Source organism: Halomonas sp. KM-1, from assembly GCF_000246875.1.
In the GTDB taxonomy this organism is placed as follows: Bacteria; Pseudomonadota; Gammaproteobacteria; order Pseudomonadales; family Halomonadaceae; genus Halomonas; species Halomonas aerodenitrificans.
The window spans coordinates 40,690-58,610 of the sequence record NZ_BAEU01000124.1 but is presented as its reverse complement, the minus strand read 5'-3'; the positions used below and the strand labels follow the sequence as shown (position 1 = coordinate 58,610).

The window sequence follows — 17,921 nt, the reverse complement described above, 5'->3', positions numbered from 1 at the left end:
CTGGCGGAGCAAACAATCCGTTGTCTCAGTTGACGGAGTCTTTCAGTGCCTTGCCAGCCTTGAAGGACGGCACCTTGGCTGCACTGATCTCGATCGGCTGGCCGGTCTGCGGGTTGCGGCCGGTACGGGCGGCACGCTCCTTCACCGAGAAAGTACCAAACCCGACGAGTGAAACGCTATCCCCTTTCTTGAGGCTCTCGGTAACGGTATCGACCATGGCATCCAGTGCACGAGACGCAGCGGCCTTGGGAATATCGGCAGACGCGGCGATGGCTTCGATCAGCTCGGATTTGTTCACACTTCACCCCTTGACGGTTTCAGTAAATGGCTCTAATCGGCGTGCCTTTCGCCCGGCAACACGATCACAGCACGGCTGGCAGTTTATAGCAATGCTGTAAAAGAGGTGTCAAGCAACTGCGGCGCCAAACCGCGCCATTGCGAGCTTTTCTTCCCGAAATGGCACGGCAATTATCGTTAATGTGTACTGATCATCGTTGAAGAAGAAGCCGAATCATCCGTTCGGGATTCTTCCCCGTTGGTATCGGGACTTGCAACCAACGCCGACGCCAGCACCTCATCGATCCAACGGACTGGCCGGATATCCAGCGCGTCCTTGATGTTATCCGGAACCTCCTTGAGGTCACGGCGGTTCTCTTCCGGAATTAGCACGATCTTTATACCACCGCGCCGTGCCGCCAGCAATTTCTCCTTCAACCCGCCGATCGGCATCACCTCACCACGCAGATTCACCTCGCCGGTCATGGCCAGGTCGCAGCGAATGGGGCGCCCGGTATAGGCAGAGACCATGGCAGTCACCATGGCGATGCCGGCACTGGGACCGTCCTTGGGTGTAGCACCTTCCGGCACATGAATGTGCAGGTCTTCCTTCTCGAAACGCTCGGGCTCGATGCCCAGCGACTCGGCGCGAGCACGCACCACGGTATGCGCCGCGCTAACGGACTCCTTCATCACGTCGCCCAGCGAGCCGGTCTTGTTGATGCGCCCCTTGCCGGGCGTGACCACCGACTCGATGTTCAGCAGCTCCCCGCCAACCGACGTCCAGGCCAAGCCGGTCACGCGACCCACCTGATCCTCCTTGTCGGCCAGACCGTAGCTGTAACGACGCACCCCGGCATATTTCTCTATGTCGGCTGCGGCGAGTAACACCGGCGCCTGGGCCCCCTTGCCTTCGTATTCGAGCCGTTCGCGAAGCACCTTGCGGCACACCTTGGCGATCTGGCGCTCAAGCTCGCGCACGCCCGCTTCGCGAGTGTAGTAACGAATCAGCTCCAGCAGCGACTCATCGGAGAAGGCGAGTTCGTCCTCCTTGAAGCCGGTGGCCCGGAGCTGCTTCGGCACTAGGTAGCGCCGGGCAATGGCGAGCTTCTCGTCCTCGGTGTAGCCCGGCAGGCGAATCACTTCCATGCGGTCGAGCAGCGGGCCGGGAATGTTCATCGAGTTGGCGGTACAGATGAACATCACTTCCGAGAGATCGTAATCGAGCTCCAGGTAGTGATCGTTGAACTTGTCGTTCTGCTCCGGATCGAGCACTTCCAGCAGCGCCGAGGCGGGGTCGCCGCGGTGATCCATGCCGAGCTTGTCGACCTCGTCGAGCAGGAACAGGGGGTTCTTGACTCCGGCCTTGCTCATGCGCTGGATCAGCTTGCCGGGCAGCGAACCGATATAGGTGCGGCGATGGCCGCGAATCTCTGATTCGTCACGCACGCCGCCGAGCGCCAGGCGCACGTACTTGCGGTTGGTGGCTCGTGCGATCGACTGGCCGAGCGAGGTCTTGCCCACCCCGGGCGGCCCCACCAGGCACAGCACGGGCCCCTTGAGCTTCTTGACGCGCTTCTGCACGGCCAGGTACTCGAGGATGCGCTCCTTGACCTCGTCGAGGCCGTAGTGATCCTCGTCGAGTACCTTGTGGGCGTGCGGCAGGTCATGCTTTACCCGGGTGCGCTTCTTCCACGGCACGCCCACCATCCAGTCGAGATAGGAGCGTACCACCGTGGCTTCTGCGGAGCTCGGCGACATCATCTTGAGCTTGCCCAGCTCTTGCAGGGCCTTCTCCCGCGCCTCCTTGGGCATACCTGACTCTTCGATGGCAGCCTCGTACTTCTCGGCCTCGTTGGGCACGTTCTCGAGCTCGCCCATCTCCTTCTGGATGGCCTTCATCTGCTCGTTGAGATAGTACTCGCGCTGGGACTTCTCCATCTGATCCTTGACCCGCGAGCGGATGCGTTTCTCCACCTGGAGCAGGTCGATTTCCGACTCGATCAGCGCCATCAGATGCTCGATACGGTCACGCACGCGATCCATTTCCAGCAGCTGCTGCTTGTCGTGGATCTTGAGCGAGAGATGAGCGCAGATGGTATCGACCAGACGGCTCGGGTCCTCGATGCCCGAGAGCGAGTTGAGAACCTCGTTGGGCACCTTCTTGGACAGCTTGACGTACTGCTCGAACTGATTGAGCAGCACGCGCACCAGCGCCTCCTGCTCACGCTCCGTCAAGGGCTCGCTGTCGCGCAGCACCGCATCCGCCATGCTGTGTCCGCCGTCGGCATGGTGGACTTCGCGCAGGTCGGCCCGCGAGACACCCTCGATCAATACCTTGACGGTGCCATCCGGCAGCTTGAGCAGCTGCATGATCTCGGCAATGGTGCCGATGGTGAAGAGGTCGTCGGTGCCGGGGTCGTCCTGGCCGGCTTCGCGCTGGGCTACCAGCAGTACGCGCTTGTCGGCTGCCATGGCGGCATCGAGCGCCTGGATCGACTTCTCTCGGCCGACGAACAGAGGGATGACCATCTGCGGATAGACGACCACGTCGCGCAGTGGCAAAAGGGGCAGACTGAGAGTCTGAACGGCGTTCTGCTGCATCGCAGACGTTCCTCAAACAGAAATCGGTGAATACAGGGGGTGTGGGGGCAGCACACCCCCTTTGCAAGGGGGCGCGGGCGACCTGCATGAAAAAGGGGCCGCCCGAGCGACCCCTTTTCGTCACGGGCGTGACGGCAACTGCCGGACGGCCTCAGCCGTCGGTGCCGTCCACCCGCTGGTCCTGCTGAGAATAGATCAGCAGCGGCTCGCTGTCCCCGGCGATGACCGAAGCATCGATGACCACCTTGGTCACCCCCTCCATGGAGGGAATCTCGTACATGGTGTCGAGCAGAACCGACTCGAGGATGGAGCGCAAGCCACGCGCCCCGGTCTTGCGCGCCATGGCCTTGGCCGCCACCGCACGCAGCGCGTCCTCGCGGAACTCCAGCTCCACGCCCTCCATGTCGAACAGGCGGGCGTACTGCTTGACCAAGGAGTTCTTGGGCTCGGTCAGGATCTGAATCAGCGCGTCTTCGTTGAGCTCGGTGAGCGTGGCGATCACTGGCAGACGGCCGACGAACTCGGGGATCAGGCCGAACTTGACCAGATCCTCCGGTTCGACATCAGCGAGCAGATCACCCACGCCCTTGGTCTCGTCCTTGCTCTTCACTACCGCGCTAAAGCCGATGCCGCCCTTCTCGGCGCGGTCTCGAATGACCTTATCGAGGCCGGCAAAGGCGCCCCCCACGATGAACAATATGTTGCCGGTGTCCACCTGCAGGAACTCCTGCTGGGGATGCTTGCGCCCGCCCTGCGGCGGCACGGAAGCCGTAGTACCCTCGATCAGCTTCAGCAGCGCCTGCTGCACGCCCTCGCCCGACACGTCACGGGTGATCGAGGGGTTGTCCGACTTGCGCGAGATCTTGTCGATCTCGTCGATGTAGACGATGCCGCGCTGGGCCTTCTCCACATCGTAGTCGCACTTCTGCAGCAGCTTCTGGATGATGTTCTCGACATCCTCGCCGACATAGCCCGCCTCGGTGAGGGTGGTGGCATCGGCGATGGTGAAGGGCACGTTGAGCAGGCGTGCCATGGTCTCGGCCAGCAGCGTCTTGCCGCTGCCGGTAGGACCGATCAGCAGGATATTGGACTTGCCGAGCTCGACGTCGTCGCCCTTGATGCCGGCACGCAGACGCTTGTAGTGGTTGTACACGGCCACGGACAGCACCGTCTTGGCGCGGTCCTGACCGATGACGTATTCGTCCAGGGTGCGACGAATCTCGCGGGGAACGGGCAGGCGCTCCTCATCGCTCTCGGCATCGGCATCGAGAACTTCCTCGCGAATGATGTCGTTGCACAGGTCGACACACTCGTCGCAGATATAGACGGACGGGCCTGCAATCAGCTTGCGCACCTCGTTCTGATTCTTGCCACAGAACGAGCAGTAAAGCAGCTTGCCGCCTTCGTCCTTGCCTTTGCCGTCGGCCATTCGCGTACCTCTGTCACTTCGGCGACCCGATCGGCCGCCGCTAATCACGTATATGAAGCGTGTCTGAATTCACGCTATCAGGATGTGGGCCGCTTATCCAGTACGGCATCTATGAGACCGTACTCCGTTGCCTGAGTGCCGCTCATGAAGTTGTCACGATCGGTGTCGCGGGCAATCGTCTCGATATCCTGCCCGGTGTGATGCGCCAGGATACGGTTGAGCTTGTCACGGATGCCCAGGATCTCGCGGGTATGGATCTCGATATCGGCCGCCTGCCCCTGATAACCGCCCAGCGGCTGGTGGATCATCATGCGCGAGTGGGGCAGTGAATAACGCTTGCCTGAGGCGCCGCCAGCCAACAGCAGCGCCCCCATACTGGCTGCCTGACCGATGCAGACCGTGGAGACATCGGGCTTGATGAACTGCATGGTGTCGTAGATCGCCATCCCGGCCGTCACGGCGCCGCCCGGCGAGTTGATGTAGAGATGGATGTCCTTGTCCGGATTCTCGGACTCGAGGAACAGCAGCTGCGCCACGATCAGGTTGGCCATGTGGTCTTCCACCGGCCCCACCAGAAAGATCACCCGCTCCTTCAACAGCCTGGAGTAGATGTCGTAGGCCCGCTCGCCGCGTGCGCTCTGCTCAACCACCATCGGCACCAGGCCGCCGGCGTTCCGGGTCTCGAACTCGTTGCTCATCAGTGTGATGTCCTTGCATCCGATGAATGGAAGCGACTGCACCTGCCGGCCGCACTCTCGCGGCCGGCAGGTCGAGGGGCGTGACGCCGAATCAGCTCTTGGCCTCTTCCTCGCCTTCCTCATCTGCGCCCTCTTCGGCCTGCTCGCCCTGCTGAGCGGCTGCGAGAGCCTGCTGGTAGCTCATCTCAACGTCCTTGACGGTCGCTTGCTCCAGCAGCTTGTCGACGGCTTTCTCCTCAAGGATAGCCGACTTGACCTGGGTCTTGAGTTGATCGTTGCCCATGTAGTAGTCAACGACCTGCTGCGGATCCTGGTACTGCTCAGCGAGCTCCTCGACCTTGGCGCGAATTTCGTCGTCGCTGGCGTCGAGCTCGTTGGCCTTGATCACCTCGGCCAGCAGCAGGCCGATCTGAACGCGGCTCTTGGCCTGCTCGGAGAACAGCTCGTTGGGCAGCTGGGACACGTCGAAGTCTTCGCCCAGGCCGAACTGCTGGGCCGCCTGGCGCTTGAGCGCATCAGTTTCCTGCTGGACCAGGGACTGCGGCACCGGAATGTCGTTGGCCTTCTTCAGCGCCCCGAGCACCTGCTGCTTGACGCGATTGTCGACGGCCTGCTTGGCCTCGCGCGCCATGTTCTTCTTGACCTCTTCACGGAACTTCTCGACGTTGCCATCCTCGACGCCGAAGCGCTTGATGAACTCTTCGTCGACTTCCGGCAGGGCCTGGCCCTTCACCGCGTGCACCTTGACCTTGAAGGTGGCTTCCTGACCGGCCAGATGCTCGGCCTGGTAGTCCTCGGGGAAGGTGACCTTGATCTCCTTCTCTTCACCTGCCTTGGCGCCGACGAGCTGGTCCTCGAAGCCGGGGATGAAGTTGCCGGAGCCCAGCACCAGGTCGTGACCTTCAGCGCTGCCGCCTTCGAACGGCTCGTCGCCCAGGAAGCCCTTGAAGTCGATCTTGACCTGATCGCCCTGCTCGGCGGCACGCTCGACCTCTTCCCAGGATGCATTCTGCTTGCGCAGAGTCTCGACCATCTCCTCGAGATCGGCATCGCTGACTTCGACCTGCGGACGCTCGACCTCGGTACCTTCGATCGAGGCCAGCTCGATTTCGGGGTAGACCTCGAGGGAGGCCACGAACTCCAGGTCCTTGCCGGTCTCGTCGACCTTGGGCTCGATGCTCGGGAAGCCCGCCGGGTTGAGGTTCTGCTCGGTGATCGCACGCACATAGCGCTCACGCATCAGCTCGCCCACGACCTCGTCGCGCACGCCGCGACCATAACGCTGACGCACCACGGCCATGGGCACCCGGCCCTTGCGGAAGCCATTGAGACGAATGTTCTTCGCCGTGTCCTTGAGGCGGGCCTCGACGGCCTCGTCGACCTCGGCGGCCGGCACCTGGAACGTGACACGGCGCTCGATCTGGGAGGTCGTTTCGACGGAAACTTGCATGAATGGTCCTCTACCACTAGGGGCGTTCTTGGGAAGCATGAATGTAAAAGAGAGATTCTAAGAATCCCGCCCTACGCTGGCAAGCATTACACCCATTGGTTGGGGCGCGACGGGCGCTTTACAAGGGCGTTTTGCAAGGCATTTCGTCCGGCACTTCATTATGCGGGCATTGTAACCCGGCCTCGGCAAGCCATGACCACCCTGTCTTTGACAACCAGGTCTTCGACAACCAGGTCTTTGACAACCAGTGCCCGGCGAGCATCCACTCAAGAGAGCGAACATGATGACAGCGCCACCAGCGGCAATGAAAGACTCGCGGCAACGAAAAAAGATAGAGGAAAGGAAAGGTACAGAAAAGTATAACAGAGGTGCAATGGGGTGGATGATGGGGATCGAACCCACGACCACCGGAGCCACAATCCGGGGCTCTACCACTGAGCTACATCCACCATTGCAGAGATGAGGCGTCACAAGAGTCGATTGGGGTGGATGATGGGGATCGAACCCACGACCACCGGAGCCACAATCCGGGGCTCTACCACTGAGCTACATCCACCATATCGACACTACTACCTACTACATCACTCGCTACTACACCACTCGAACCGGAGACCCGCCGCGGGCAACAGCATTGGCACGCCCAGCAGGACTCGAACCTGCAACCTACGGCTTAGAAGGCCGTTGCTCTATCCGGTTGAGCTATGGGCGCATTCTACGATCCATGGCGTCTGACCGCAACCCTGATTCGCCATTTCCTCAGCGTAAACAAAAGGTTGTGGTCGGGGTGGAGGGATTCGAACCCCCGACATCCTGCTCCCAAAGCAGGCGCGCTACCAGACTGCGCTACACCCCGCCGGCCTTCGCACGGCCCTCGACAGCCAACAACCAGGCCTCGTCGAGCGCTGCGTATTCTACGCGAGAATCCTTCGCGGTCAATAGCTATCTGAAGCAGCGAGGCTTTTGCGCTTTGCCTGGACGGCGCGGCATGCGAAAATCGGCCCCCTTCGAGAACTTACGGTCGGCATTGGCAGCGCCGCTCACTCATTCACCACAGGGGAGAAACGATGACCGCCCAACTCATCGACGGCAAGGCCATAGCCGCTCAGGTCCGCGAGCAAGTTGCACGCCAGGTCGAAACGCGCCGCACCGAGGGCAAGCGCATACCGGGCCTCGCCGTGGTTCTGGTGGGCGAAGACCCGGCTTCCCACGTCTACGTCAGCAACAAGCACCGCGCCTGCGAGCAGGCCGGCATTCTCTCCTTTCGGCACACTCTGCCCAGCGATACCAGCCAGCAGAGGCTCGAGCGGCTGATCGACGAGCTCAACGCCGACCCGCGCATCGACGGCATCCTGCTGCAGCTGCCTCTGCCGGCCCACCTCGACGCGCGCCCGATCCTCGAGCGTATCCTGCCGCACAAGGACGTCGATGGGTTCCACCCCTACAACCTGGGACGTCTGGCGCAGCGTTTGCCGGTACTCCGCCCCTGCACCCCCAAGGGCATCATGACCTTGCTGCAGGCCAGCGGCCTCAAGGTGCGCGGCATGGACGCCACCGTGGTCGGTGCCTCCAACATCGTCGGCCGCCCCATGGCACTGGAACTCATGCTGGCCGGCTGCACCACTACCGTGTGCCACCGCTTCACCCGCAACCTCGAAGAGCATGTGCGTCGCGCTGAGCTGCTGGTGGTGGCGGTCGGCAAGCCGGGCCTGGTCAAGGGAGAGTGGGTACGCGACGGCGCCATCGTCATCGATGTGGGCATCAACCGCGAGGAGGACGGCAGACTGGTCGGCGACGTGGAATTCACCTCGGCCGCCGAGCGCGCTGCCTGGATCACGCCGGTACCGGGTGGCGTGGGCCCGATGACCGTCGCTTCGCTGCTGGAGAACACCCTCTACGCCGCGGAGCGCCACGATGCCATGGAACAGGAATCCGCCACGCTCTGATAGAACTTGGCAGCCTGAACCTGACAACCTAGCGTCGCTCCGCTAGAATACGCCCCTCCTCAGAACATACCTACTCACGACACGGCGGCCCGGCCGCCTTAGCGGAGCAAGCGACTCGAGATGAAACGCATCGGTATCATCGGCGCCATGGCCCAGGAGGTCGACTACCTGGCTTCGCAACTGGAAGGCCGCCGTACCCGCACCCATGTGGGCTGCACCTTCCATCACGGCAAGCTGCACGGTGTCGATGTGGTCATCCTGCAGTCGGGCATCGGCAAGGTCAATGCCGCCATCGGTACTACCCTGCTGCTCGACGTCTACCAGCCCGAAGCGATCATCAACACCGGTTCGGCCGGCGGCTTCGGTGAAGGGCTGGAGATCGGCGACATCGTGGTATCCAGCGAGGTGCGACATCACGATGTGGATGCCGTGGCGTTCGGCTACGAGCATGGCCAGGTGCCGCAGATGCCCGCCGCCTACCTGCCCGATGCCCGTCTGGTCACGCTCGCCCGGGAGTGCATCGAGGAGCTGGGCGAGGTCAAGGTGGTGGAAGGCCTGATCGCTACCGGCGACGTCTTCATGGCCTGCCCGGAGCTGGTCACCAAGACCCGCACACGCTTCCCCACCATGCTGGCGGCCGAGATGGAAGCCGCCGCCATCGCTCAGACCTGCCACCTCTACGGTTGTCCGTTCGTGGTCATCCGCGCGCTGTCCGACATCCCCGGCGGCGGCGACAATCACCTCTCGTTCGAGCAGTTCCTGGAGCAAGCCGCCGCGCACTCGGCACGCATGGTGGAGCGCATGGTCCTGCGTCTGGGCAAGACCGAGCCGCAACCCGACATCGAACTCGCCGCCAGCTAGGCATCAGGCTTCGCCTGAAAAAACAGGGGAGCGGCAATGGCCGAGACCATGACCGCTCCCCAGCGCCCCCAGCAAAGCCGTCCTGCCTCAGTGGCTACACACCTTGCCCCGGCCCATCAGACGCTTGATCGCGATACGCAGCGAATCGCTGAGCGCATGAAAGACGATTTTCAAGCACATGCTGCGGTTTCTGAATCCTAGCATCAGCGCCAGCAGAAGCGAGAGATCATAGGGTGCCCGCACCTTGCGGCATACGCCCATGTACTGACCGGTATACTGCAGAGCACGCTTGCGGATATGACGCCGGCAACTGCGATAGGCGGGGTCGCGATAAAGCTCCAACAGCGACCCGAGCAGGCCATGCAGGCCCTTCACGTGCTTCATGCACTTGGCCATCGTCATGGTGGAGTTATGACGGATTCTGCGCCGGAACAATACACGATCGGTCACCACATGACGTCTGGCTGAAAAGATCAGGGGATAGAAGACCTGTTCATCCTCGTGATAGTAAGCCTTGAAGCCCAATCGATCCCCCCACAGCATGCGCTTGCTCAGATAGAGACAAGGGCTGCAGGAGCCGCCGCCATGCCGTTCGAACGCCGCCAGAAGGTCAGCCGCACTGGTGTACTCGCCTTCGAACCCGCGGCGGTAGGAGCGCACCAAACCCAGCCCTTTCGCCCCTTCGTCGAAGAACGCAGCTCCCGAAAAGAAGATGATGTCCGGGTAGTGGGTGGATGTGATGAGGGCATGCATCTGCTCGATGAAATCGGATTCCAGCAGGTCATCGGCATCGAAGAAGTAGACGTAATCGCCCGACGCACTGGCAATCCCAAGGTTTCGGGCCCTACCCTGCCCCTGGTTGACCGTCGCTATCAGCTCGACGCGATAGGGATGAGGAAATGCACGTAGACGCTCCCAGGTGTCATCCTCGCTGCCATCGTCAACGATGATGACCTCGTGGGGCGGTAACGTCTGGCTGGCCAGGCTCTCAAGCGCGGCCTCTATATAGGAGGCCACGTTGTAGGCCGGGACGATGATGCTGATGGTCGGCTCGCGCATGTCCATGACCGTCACTTGAATTCGTCGAAGGGAAAACTGGCGACCAACCGCTCCGGTTCATTCAGATACTTCGCCACCCCACCCCGTGCAGGCAACGCCGCCATGCAATCGTCGGCCTCAGCCCGCCCCCTTAGCGTCAAGACGACGGTATCGGGAGCGTCCGTCGTACTGTAATAGTCGCGAAACTTGAACTCGCCACCGATCAGAGCATCGGAGAACCGCACCCAACGATTGGGAATTCGGTAGCAATCGGCAAGAATCAACCCATGCAGCGAGGAAGAAACGATCGCATCGCATTCGGCGAGGGCATCAATGAACGGCTCAGGCTGCTGCCCCACGTCGATCAACTTGACGTCGGGCAGACCCGCCATATAGCGGACCACGGGGTTATCCAGATCGATATAGTGAGGCACCAGCCCGACACGGTAGTGCCGATCGCAACGCACAGGCTGGTAGAACAGAGGCATGAGGAGAGCAGGATCGCCCAGTATCGCTCTTGAGACATCCGCGCCATTGGCAGCCAACAGCTGTTGGGTAAGCCGACCCCTGAGCGCCAGGAAGCGGGCATGCTCGAGAGCCTCTCGTCCTGGTAGCCACCGCGGGTCGATGACACCGCTACCCCACACCAGACTCCGACTTTTCGCCTGGTGAAGGATGCTTCCCACACCCAACAGATGCGCGCCCACGTTCGAGTGAACGCGGTAGGCATCCTTACCGGTGAGCCGCCGTACCAGGTAAGGCGTGATCGCATCTCCGACGTTCAGCCGTTTGTCGAAATATACGACCGGAATCCTCTCCCTGGCGAAGGTCAGCAGCAACGCAAACTCGAGCAGGCTGCGAAGCCCCTTGCGAACCTGCTTATGAGTCGACCTTGTCATCCTGGATCGTTCTCGACGCATACCTACGGGCACCCTGCGGCCAAGCCTCAGGCACTCAGATGGAACGTAAGTAGCGATGAGAGAGTACTCCCTGTACTCAACTCACACGATAGACTAGCCGTCACGGCTTCGCCGCAGGAATGTCATCGAACATGATACCCATCACCAAATGCAGAACGGCCGCCCGAAGGCGGCCGTCTCGCTTCCGCTCGAGCGGTCAGTCGCGCAGCTTCCACATCAGCGTTTCCCCCGCCTTGAGCGGCACGATGCGCTGACCGTTGGCATAGGGCAGCGAGTCGGGCAGCGTCCACTCCTCCCGTACCAGGGTAATAGTGTCGGCGTTGCGCGGCAGGCCGTAGAAGTCCGGCCCGAAGTGGCTGGCGAAGCCCTCCAGCCGGTCCAGAGCACCGGCCTGCTCGAAGGCAGCTGCGTAGAGCTCGATGGCCGCCGGTGCGGTATAGGCGCCGGCACATCCGCAGGCCGACTCCTTGTCGCCCTGAGCGTGGGGCGCGCTGTCGGTGCCGAGGAAGAACTTGCCGCTGCCCGAGGTGGCGGCCGCCAGCAACGCCTCGCGATGGCGCTCGCGCTTGAGGATCGGCAAGCAGTAGTAGTGCGGGCGAATGCCGCCCACGAGCATGTGGTTGCGGTTGAACAGCAGGTGGTGAGCGGTGATGGTCGCACCCACGTTGGCCGGAGCCTGAGCGACGAACTCGGCGGCATCGGCGGTGGTGATGTGCTCGAATACCACATTGAGATCCGGATGACGCTCGAGCAGCGGCTTCATCACCCGCTCGATGAACACCGCTTCGCGGTCGAAGATGTCGATCTCGGCATCGGTGACTTCGCCATGCACCAGCAGCGGCAAGCCGAGGCGTGCCATGGCGCCGATGGCGGCATCGCAGTGCGCCAGATCGGTGACGCCCGAGTCGGAGTTGGTCGTCGCTCCGGCGGGATAGAGCTTCACTGCATGCACCAGACCGCTTGCCACGGCCCGCTCGATCTCTTCCGCCGGGGTATTGTCGGTGAGGTAGAGCGTCATTAGCGGCTCGAAGGTGGAACCCGTGGGGCGAGCCGCCAGAATTCTCTCGCGATAGCCTTGCGCCTGCTCGGTGGTGGTGACCGGCGGCTTGAGATTGGGCATGATGATCGCCCGCCCCATCTGACGCGCAGTGGCGGGCACCACGGCTGCTAGCGCCTCGCCGTCGCGCAGGTGGAGATGCCAGTCATCGGGTCGGGTCAGGGTAATAGCGGTCACGGGGCGTCCTGTCGTTCAACATGAGTGTCGATGCCAGAGTATACCGGAAGGCCCGACCAAAATGGCGTACCGCTCGCGTACCACCCGCCCGCTGGAGCTATCGAGAAAATCGCTTTCGCGGCAGCAACAGACGCCGTTTTGCCGTATCATCGACGCCGTTTTTCGCCGTGAGAGTCGCCGCCAATGCCTCGGGTTCGCCACTACGCCGATATCGTCGCCATTCTGGCCGGTCTGATGTGGATCGTGTTCTTCTGGTCGATCAGTATCTCGGCGCAGATTGGGAGTGTCGAACCGACGCTTGCCGCCCTGCTCGCCCTCGGCGCCATGATTCTGGTCAGCTCCGTGCATCGACCGTTTCGGATCCACCTGAGCCGCTACCACGTGCGCAAGCGCCGCACCGAGATGTGGATGCACATCCTGGCCTTGCCCATGGCCCTGGCATTGCTTTTCGGCGTTTTCATCGAGAACATGCTCGCGCCCATGAGCGGCGAACAGAAGATGCTGCTGTTCAACGTACTCGCCACCGCCGGCTGGGTGGTCTACGTCATGACCCTGGTGATCAAGTTCGTGCACCATCTGTTCCGCCGTCGCCGCAATCGGGCCAAGCCGTAGGCGCCTGGCCCAGGACACTCAAAAGCGCTCGGCGCGAAACGGCGCCATATCCACCGCCGTCGGCTCACCTTCCATCATTTCGCTCAGTACACGCCCCGTGGCCGGTCCCATGGTGAAGCCCTGGTGCCCGTGGCCGAAGGCGAACCACAGCCCCGCATGGCGCGGTGCCGGCCCGATCACCGGCTTCATGTCCGGCAGACAAGGGCGCGCACCCTTCCACGGCTGTGCCTCCAGCCGCTCACCCAAGCCGGGGAAGAGCTCCCGCGCCTTACACTCGGCCGCGGCCAGCTGATCGTGGGAAGATGGCGCATCCAGCGGCGCCAGCTCGGCCCCGGTGGTCAGCCTGATACCGGCCCGCATGGGCGCCAGGATGTAGCCGATGTCGGCATCGGCCAGCCAATGATCGATGCGCTGCCCTTCCGCCGTACCGTAGTGCATGTGGTAGCCGCGCTTGACGAAGGTCGGCAGGTGGTAGCCGAGATCTCTCAGCCAGGAGCCTGCCCAGGGGCCCAGGGCTACCACGACATCACGGGCATCGATACCGCCCTGGTCGGTATCGAGGCGCCAGCCGGACTCCGCCTGACGCACACCCCTCACTTCCGCCTGCAGAAACTCTCCTCCCGACTGCTCGAAGCTGCGGGCATAGGCGGCCACCAGCTCACCCGGATCGGCCACGCTCCAGGAGTTGGTCCAGTGAATCGCCCCGGCCAGCCCGCCGCCGAGGCCCGGCTCCTTCAGCGCCAGACCCTGGCCATCGAGCAAATCGTGAGTCACACCGAAACGCCGGGCAGAGTCCTCGGCCTCGAGCGCCCGACGCTCGAGCTCCGTCTGGCTGCGGTGCACCTCGAGCCAGCCCTCCTTGCCGATCAGCTCCCTCGCGCCGGCGGCTTCGATCATCGGCGCATGCTCCTGGGTCGACAGCGCGATCAACGACGCGTACTCGGGGATGATGCGTGCATAGTGACGAGGCGACGAGTAGCGCCAGTAGTCGAACAGCGGCCCGGCGAACTGCAGCACCCCGCTCCAGCGATAGCGAATGTCGACCCGCCGGTTGGGCAGCGAGCTCAGCAGCTTGCTCAGCTCGCGGGGAAAGGTGTAGGGGCGAACCGCCTCGCGCTGGATCAGGCCGCCGTTGCCATAGGAGGTCTCGCGACCGGGCGGGAGACGATCCACCAGCAGCACCGAACGCCCACGACGGGCCAGGTGCCAGGCAATGGAAACACCGACCATGCCGGCTCCCAGGACGACGGTTTCACGAGACATGCCTCTCCTCCACGATGCGCTGACGCGACCGGCCCCCTGCCGGAACGAGCGCACCAGTCTACCAGTACGTCTCGGAGCATGGCGGGCCAACCTCTCGCTTGTCGGCCTGGATCAAGAAAGTCGCTATTGCGCCTTGCCTTGAACCTGCAATTTGGTGCGGATGAAGTCGGAATGGCTGACGTGAAGCAGATCGGCCAGACGCCGGATACGGTGCTCCTCGAGAGCGTTGTGATTGGCGTCGGCATTGGCCAGCACCCACATCATGCGCACCAGCTCGCGACGCTGGTCGTAGTCGTAGTGCTGCTTGATCAGGCTGACGAACTGATAGTGGTCCACGGAGTTCTCCACTTCGTCGCGAGCCATCTCCATCAGTTCCTCGACCGCCGCACCGGAAAGCTGAAAATGCGATATGAGCAGCTCACGCAGCGCCGCGAGCTGGGTCTCGTCGGTGTGATAATCGGCGCGCATCACCTCGCACAGCAGCGCGGCGGTGGCACGCTCCAGGGTCGGAGCGGGGTCGTCCGAGCGCTCGGGCTCGGCCAGGGTTTGCTGGAAGAAGCGCTGAATGGTGTCGAGCATGGCGGATCCCCTGCGATGGTATCGCTTCAGACCGGCGGCAGCCTCGGGCGTTCCGTTCGAGGCTGCCGCCGCCTTCAATAGCCCATCGTGCGCGGCAGCCAGGTCGTCAGCGTCGGCAGCGCGATCAGGATGAGAATCGTCAGCAGGATCGGGATCAGGAACGGCAGGATCGAGATGACGATCTGCGCATAGCGCAGCCGGGTGATACCCACCATCAGAAACAGCACCGTGCCGAATGGCGGAGTGATGACCCCCACCGACAGGGTGATGACCATGACGATGCCGAAGTGAATCGGATCGAGCCCAGCGGCCAGGGCAGCCGGCACCACGATCGGTGTGAAGATCAGGATGCTCTCGATCACCGACATGAAGCAGCCGATCAACAGGAAGAACAGCGCGAAGGCCAGCAGCAGCAGGATCGTCGGCATGTCGATGGCGGCGACCTGACCGGCCAGCGCCTGAGGAATGCCGATGCGCACCAGGATCCAGCCGTAGAAGCTCGATACGGCGATGATCAGCAGGATCGCGGCGCTGAACATCAGCGTGCGGCGGAAAGCCTGGAACAGATCGCGCAAGGAGAGATCGCGATAGACCAGCCCGCCGAGAATGAGCGCATAGACCGAGGCCACCGCCCCCGCCTCGGTAGGCGTGAACAGCCCGGTCCAGATCCCGCCCACGATGATGGCCGGCATGAACAGCGGCAGCACGGCGCGTCTGCCGGTGCGCAGCACCTCCTTACCATCGAACGGCACCGGCGGCGGCATGGTCACGCGCTTACCCGCCCCCAGCACCACGGTCATGCCCATGAACAGCAGAGCCATGAGAATACCGGGCACCAGCCCAGCCATGAACAGCGCGCCGATACTGACGTTGGCCAGCCAGCCGTAGACTACCAGCGCGATACTCGGCGGCAGAATGGGCCCGATGACACTCGAAGCCGCAGTGATACCGGCCGAGTAGCCGAGGTCGTAGCCGCGCTCCTTCATGGCCTTGATCTCGATGCTGCCGAGGCCGGCGGCGTCGGCTACCGCGGTGCCGGACATGGTGGCGAAGATCGAGCTGGCCACCACGTTGGCATGACCCAGGCCGCCCTTGGTGAAGCCCACCAGCGCCGTGGCGAAATCGAAGATCCGCGTGGTGGTCGAGCCCGTGTTCATGATGTTGGCAGCCAGAATGAACAGCGGAATGGCCAGCAGGGTGAAATTGTTGAGCGTCTGCACCATGCGCAGCGACATCAGCTCCACCGGCAGGCCGCCGGTGCCGGTCACCGCTAGGGCGATGAAGGAGGTGATGCCGATGGCCACCACCACCGGCAAGCCGATGGCCATGAGCAGCAGCAGACCGCCGACGAAAACCATCAGTTCCTGCATCAGTTCGTCTCCCGCTCGGCCTGCAGCTCGGTCTGCCAGGCCACCGGCCCCCGCAGCGTCTGCCACAGCGCCAGCACGGCCATGCCGGCAAAGGCGATGAATATGCCGTAATAGAGGTAGCTGAAGCTGATCCCCAGCGACACGGTGCGATTGTTGGCACTGGCTACCGACATCGTCAGCGCCCCGTAAGCCGCCAGTACGAAGAATCCACACGACAGCAGCGCCACCAGGCGGTACTGCAGCGCACGCGCCACATCACCGAGACGATGGCTGAACAGATCCACCACCAGATGCTCGAAGCGCACCCAGGCAGACAGCGAGCCGAAGGCCACCGCATAGATGGCCAGTATCGAGGCGACCTCTTCGGTCCAGGGCATGCCCAGGCCGATGAAGTCCCGGGCGATGACAGCCGACACGATCAGCAGCAGCACACCGGCCAGCATCAGTACGCCGAGAAAATCACAGATCAGCGTGACGCCTTTGAGCAGATAGAAGGCAACCCGATCCAGGGCGCCCCGTGGCGGCGTTGATGAAAACGTCAAGACAGCGATCCTCCAGACGGAAAACATCAGCGGCGCCCCGAAGGCCGCCGCTGAGGGTCACTTGGCGTGCATGGCAATCAGTCGTTGCCGTTCCCGCCCGTGGCATCCTCCAGCACGCCGTCGGCCATGTCGGCCATGACGCGCTCGATGGAGGGCATGGCAGCCTCGCGAAAGGCTTCGATATCCGGCTCGACGATGGTCATGCCGGCCTTCTCGAGTTCTTCGAGGTAGTACTCGTCCAGCTCCCGCTCCACCTCGGTGCCGTGCTGCCGCGCGACATGGATGGCCTCGGTGATGAGCGCCTGATCCTCTTCATCGAGGCCGTTCCACCAGCGCGAACTGGCCACCCAGTTCCATGGGAACTGCACGTGGCTGGTGAGGATGATGTGATCCTGCACTTCCCACAGGCGGCGGGTATAGGGGGAGGACAGCGAGTTCTCGTGACCGTCCACCTGGCGGGTCTGCATGGCCAGATAGATCTCGGGTGCCGGCACGTTGACCACCTGGGCACCAATCCCCTCCCAGACCTGCAGCCAGACCGGCAGCGACGGCAGACGCAGACGGAACCCTTGCAGGTCTTCGGGGGTATGGATCGCCTTGTTGGCGGTCATGTGACGCGGGCCGCGATGCTGGGTACCGAAGTACTTGAGACCGCCCTTCTCTTCGGCGATCTCCACCAGGCGCTGGCCGGAGGGGCTCTCCATGTAGGCGTCGACCTCCTCCCAGGTGGAGAAGAGGAACGGCACGGTGATGGCGTCGTACTCCGGCGCATACTGCTGGCGCCAGTTGCCGCCGGTGATGGAGATTTGGGTCTGCCCCAGGTTGAGCAGCTCGAGGACCCCATCCTCACTGCCCAGCGAGCCGGCGAGGAAAGGCCGAACGTTGAAACGGCCCGGCGCCTGCTCTTCGAGATATTCGGCGAAACGCTCCACGGCGGCGCTTTCGGAGCCGCCCTCGCTCATGGTGTTGTTGACCTGGATTTCGATGGTGCTGGCAAGTGCGAGCGGGGCGCTCAGCATGCCGAGCGTGGCCAGCGTGGCAAGCAAGGACTTGCGCATGAGGTGCTCTCCTGATCGTTATCGTTATGTTGGTTATCGTGATG

General features: G+C 62.8%; 16 protein-coding genes and 4 tRNA genes. 3 read left to right on the top strand and 17 right to left on the bottom strand.

The window, feature by feature from the left end; all coding sequences use genetic code 11:
* Positions 1-25: 25 nt before the first annotated feature.
* The 9 genes from hupB to B8115_RS14185 form a co-directional block, all read right to left on the bottom strand.
* Entirely contained in the window at positions 26-298 is a 273-nt protein-coding gene (hupB, locus tag B8115_RS14225; RefSeq protein WP_010628481.1) for a nucleoid-associated protein HU-beta, read from the bottom strand.
* 176 nt (positions 299-474) lie between these two features.
* Complete coding sequence (lon, locus tag B8115_RS14220; RefSeq protein ID WP_010628480.1) at positions 475-2,880, bottom strand: endopeptidase La; 2,406 nt, start codon at positions 2,878-2,880, stop codon at positions 475-477.
* Between the two features lie 151 nt (positions 2,881-3,031).
* Positions 3,032-4,309: an ATP-dependent Clp protease ATP-binding subunit ClpX gene (clpX, locus tag B8115_RS14215; protein WP_010628479.1), complete on the bottom strand. Its 1,278-nt coding sequence runs from the start codon at positions 4,307-4,309 to the stop codon at positions 3,032-3,034.
* Positions 4,310-4,386: 77 nt separating this feature from the next.
* Positions 4,387-5,007, bottom strand: a complete 621-nt coding sequence (gene clpP, locus B8115_RS14210) for an ATP-dependent Clp endopeptidase proteolytic subunit ClpP (RefSeq protein ID WP_010628478.1) — start codon at positions 5,005-5,007, stop codon at positions 4,387-4,389.
* Positions 5,008-5,098: 91 nt separating this feature from the next.
* Positions 5,099-6,457: a trigger factor gene (gene tig / locus B8115_RS14205; protein ID WP_010628477.1), complete on the bottom strand. Its 1,359-nt coding sequence runs from the start codon at positions 6,455-6,457 to the stop codon at positions 5,099-5,101.
* Positions 6,458-6,831: 374 nt separating this feature from the next.
* Positions 6,832-6,906 (bottom strand) — tRNA-His (locus B8115_RS14200).
* Between the two features lie 32 nt (positions 6,907-6,938).
* Positions 6,939-7,013, bottom strand: a tRNA-His gene (locus tag B8115_RS14195).
* A gap of 76 nt (positions 7,014-7,089) precedes the next feature.
* A tRNA-Arg gene (locus B8115_RS14190) sits at positions 7,090-7,166 on the bottom strand.
* Positions 7,167-7,233: 67 nt separating this feature from the next.
* Positions 7,234-7,310 (bottom strand) — tRNA-Pro (locus tag B8115_RS14185).
* A gap of 211 nt (positions 7,311-7,521) precedes the next feature.
* On the opposite strand from B8115_RS14185, the gene folD reads away from it, so the two are divergent.
* Positions 7,522-8,400 (top strand): bifunctional methylenetetrahydrofolate dehydrogenase/methenyltetrahydrofolate cyclohydrolase FolD, encoded by an 879-nt coding sequence (folD, locus tag B8115_RS14180; protein ID WP_010628476.1) that lies wholly within the window; start codon positions 7,522-7,524, stop codon positions 8,398-8,400.
* Between the two features lie 120 nt (positions 8,401-8,520).
* Positions 8,521-9,261, top strand: a complete 741-nt coding sequence (mtnN, locus tag B8115_RS14175; RefSeq protein WP_010628475.1) for a 5'-methylthioadenosine/S-adenosylhomocysteine nucleosidase — start codon at positions 8,521-8,523, stop codon at positions 9,259-9,261.
* Between the two features lie 87 nt (positions 9,262-9,348).
* On the opposite strand, the gene B8115_RS14170 is transcribed toward mtnN, so the two are convergent.
* The 3 genes from B8115_RS14170 to pyrC all read right to left on the bottom strand — a co-directional run bounded on the left by B8115_RS14170 (position 9,349) and on the right by pyrC (position 12,453).
* Positions 9,349-10,326: a glycosyltransferase family A protein gene (locus B8115_RS14170; RefSeq protein WP_010628474.1), complete on the bottom strand. Its 978-nt coding sequence runs from the start codon at positions 10,324-10,326 to the stop codon at positions 9,349-9,351.
* A gap of 5 nt (positions 10,327-10,331) precedes the next feature.
* A complete protein-coding gene (locus tag B8115_RS14165) occupies positions 10,332-11,198 on the bottom strand; it encodes a polysaccharide pyruvyl transferase family protein (RefSeq protein WP_010628473.1) in 867 nt (288 codons plus the stop codon).
* 217 nt (positions 11,199-11,415) lie between these two features.
* Positions 11,416-12,453 (bottom strand): dihydroorotase, encoded by a 1,038-nt coding sequence (gene pyrC, locus B8115_RS14160; protein WP_010628472.1) that lies wholly within the window; start codon positions 12,451-12,453, stop codon positions 11,416-11,418.
* Positions 12,454-12,636: 183 nt separating this feature from the next.
* Here pyrC and B8115_RS14155 point away from each other — a divergent pair, with 183 nt between their 5' ends.
* Entirely contained in the window at positions 12,637-13,065 is a 429-nt protein-coding gene (locus B8115_RS14155) for a hypothetical protein (RefSeq protein ID WP_010628471.1), read from the top strand.
* Positions 13,066-13,083: 18 nt separating this feature from the next.
* On the opposite strand, the gene B8115_RS14150 is transcribed toward B8115_RS14155, so the two are convergent.
* From B8115_RS14150 to B8115_RS14130, 5 genes are all read right to left on the bottom strand, one after another.
* Positions 13,084-14,328, bottom strand: coding sequence for an FAD-binding oxidoreductase (locus B8115_RS14150; protein ID WP_010628470.1), 1,245 nt, complete (start codon positions 14,326-14,328; stop codon positions 13,084-13,086).
* A 123-nt stretch (positions 14,329-14,451) separates the two neighbouring features.
* Entirely contained in the window at positions 14,452-14,907 is a 456-nt protein-coding gene (locus B8115_RS14145; protein WP_010628469.1) for a TerB family tellurite resistance protein, read from the bottom strand.
* A gap of 74 nt (positions 14,908-14,981) precedes the next feature.
* Positions 14,982-16,277: a TRAP transporter large permease gene (locus tag B8115_RS14140; protein WP_010628468.1), complete on the bottom strand. Its 1,296-nt coding sequence runs from the start codon at positions 16,275-16,277 to the stop codon at positions 14,982-14,984.
* Positions 16,277-16,819, bottom strand: a complete 543-nt coding sequence (locus B8115_RS14135; RefSeq protein ID WP_010628467.1) for a TRAP transporter small permease — start codon at positions 16,817-16,819, stop codon at positions 16,277-16,279. The genes B8115_RS14140 and B8115_RS14135 overlap by 1 nt, the downstream gene beginning before the upstream one ends.
* A 77-nt stretch (positions 16,820-16,896) precedes the next feature.
* Positions 16,897-17,877 (bottom strand): TRAP transporter substrate-binding protein, encoded by a 981-nt coding sequence (locus B8115_RS14130; protein ID WP_010628466.1) that lies wholly within the window; start codon positions 17,875-17,877, stop codon positions 16,897-16,899.
* Positions 17,878-17,921 lie beyond the last annotated feature (44 nt).